The 2293-nt window shown below is 64.5% G+C and carries 2 protein-coding genes; one reads left to right on the top strand and one right to left on the bottom strand.

Features of this window, described 5'->3' with window-relative positions; translation table 11 throughout:
• Positions 1-167, bottom strand: a 167-nt coding sequence (locus tag C446_RS20085; protein WP_006673650.1) for an alpha/beta fold hydrolase, incomplete at its 3' end; no start/stop codon positions are given.
• 331 nt (positions 168-498) lie between these two features.
• Between C446_RS20085 and C446_RS13340 the strand changes: the two genes are divergently transcribed.
• Positions 499-2293: valine--tRNA ligase (locus tag C446_RS13340; RefSeq protein WP_049920236.1), on the top strand; the 1795-nt coding region annotated here is incomplete at its 3' end.

Here is a 2293-nt window from a genome sequence, read left to right as displayed (position 1 = left end):
GGAGCGACGACCCGATACTCGTCGGCCAGGGCATCACGTTGTGGGGCCCACATTTTCCGCGTGAACATCGCTCCGTGGACGAACACGAGCGCGGGCGCGTCGGGTGGGCCCGCGACGTCGACGCCGCGCATACCGTCTCCGGTCGTCGACGACGGTGTGCGATCCATAGTGGGCCCTCTTCGCCCACGAGGTCCTTAGTGGTGAGGCCGGCGAGTTGTGGGCGAACGCACCGCCGGACGCGAAACACCTAACAGGGATCGGGTCGCTACGTAGGAGTATGACCGGTTCCGTCGCGGTTGAAGCCAGTGCCGACGGCCCGCGCGATGCCGTGTTCGTAGGGGCCTCGTAGCCCCGCATACCCACCCCGTTTCGACGGATGTATTGTTCCCGACCGAATTTCACCGAGCAACGGCCAGTATCAGCTATGGATCAACGACACCGATCACGACGATCGACGCTCGTGCCGACGCATCGACGCCCGCCCCGGGCGGTGAAATCATGAGTGCGGACGCCCCCGACGGCGACCACGCCGACCTCGAGGACCCCACCCTCGAGGGGTCCTACGATCCCGAAGCGGTCGAGGAGCGCTGGCAACGGCGCTGGGTCGACGAGGAGGTCTACGCCTACGAGAGCGAGCCCGAGAAAGACCTCAACACCGTCTACGCCATCGACACGCCGCCGCCGACGGTGTCGGGCAGCCTCCACATGGGCCACCTCTACGGCCACACGCTGCAGGATTTCGCCGCGCGCTTCCAGCGGATGCACGACGGCGACGTGCTCTTTCCGTTCGGCTACGACGACAACGGGATCGCCTCCGAGCGTCTGACCGAGAAGGAACTGGACATCCGCCACCAGGACTACGAACGGCGGGAGTTCCAGCAGCGTTGCCGGGACGTCTGCCAGGAGTACGAGGCCGAGTTCACCGAGAAGATGCAGGGGCTCGGCTGTTCGATCGACTGGGGGAACACCTACAAGACGATCGAACCCCGCGTCCAGCGCATCTCCCAGTTGTCGTTTATCGACCTCTACGAGCAGGGACGGGAGTACCGTCAGAAGGCCCCCGCCATCTGGTGTCCCGAGTGCGAGACGGCAATCTCGCAGGTCGAGATGGAGGATATGGACAAGGGCGCACACTTCAACGACATCGCGTTCGAACTCACCGGCGACGCCTCACGCGACGAGTTCGTCATCTCGACGACCCGTCCCGAACTGATCCCGGCCTGTGTCTCCGTGTTCGTCCACCCCGACGACGAGGAGAACCAGGACCTCGTCGGCGAAACCGCCCGCATTCCGATTTTCGGGCACGAAGTGCCGATCATCGCCGACGACCGCGTCGACATGGAGAAAGGCAGCGGCGTCGTGATGTGCTGTACCTTCGGCGACCAGAAGGACATCGAGTGGTACCAGGCCCACGACCTCCCACTGCGGGTCGCCATCGACGAGTCGGGGACGATGACCGACCTCGCCGGCGACTACGAGGGGATGTCTACCGACGAGGCCCGCGAGGCCATCGTCGATGATCTGGACGATGCGGGTCATCTGCGCGACCGCGAGTCGATCACCCACACCGTCCAGGTCCACGAACGCTGTGACACGCCCGTGGAGTTTCGGGTCTCCAAGCAGTGGTACGTCGAACTCCTCGATCACAAGGAGGAGTACCTCGAGGCCGGCCGGGAGATGGACTGGTACCCCGAGAAGATGTTCACTCGCTACAAACACTGGATCGAGGGCCTCGAGTGGGACTGGCTGATCTCGCGCCAGCGCGACTCGGGGATTCCGTTCCCGGTCTGGTACTGCGAGGACTGCGATCACGAGATTATCGCTCGCAAGCAGGACCTCCCCGTCGATCCCCTCTCCGACGAGCCACACGTCGACACCTGTCCCGAGTGTGGCGGCGACGAGTTCGTCGCCGAAGACGACGTCTTCGACACCTGGGCGACCTCCTCGCTGACCCCACTGATCAACGCCGGCTGGGACTGGGACGCCGACGCGGAGGAGTTCACCATGGACAAGCCGGAGCTGTACCCTTTCGACCTGCGTCCCCAGGGCCACGACATCATCTCGTTCTGGCTGTTCCACACCGTCGTCAAGTGTTACGAACACACCGGCGAGGTGCCGTTCGACGCGACGATGATCAACGGCCACGTCTTAGACGAGAACCGCGAGAAGATGTCCAAATCGCGGGGCAACGTCGTCGAGCCCGACGAGGTGCTTGCGGAGTACCCCGTCGACGCAGTCCGGTTCTGGGCGGCAAGCGCCGCCGTCGGCGACGACTTCCCCTACCAGGAGAAGG

Origin of the sequence: Halobiforma nitratireducens JCM 10879 (assembly GCF_000337895.1) — an archaeon.
GTDB lineage: Archaea > Halobacteriota > Halobacteria > Halobacteriales > Natrialbaceae > Natronobacterium > Natronobacterium nitratireducens.
This window is presented reverse-complemented; position numbering and strand designations above follow the sequence as displayed.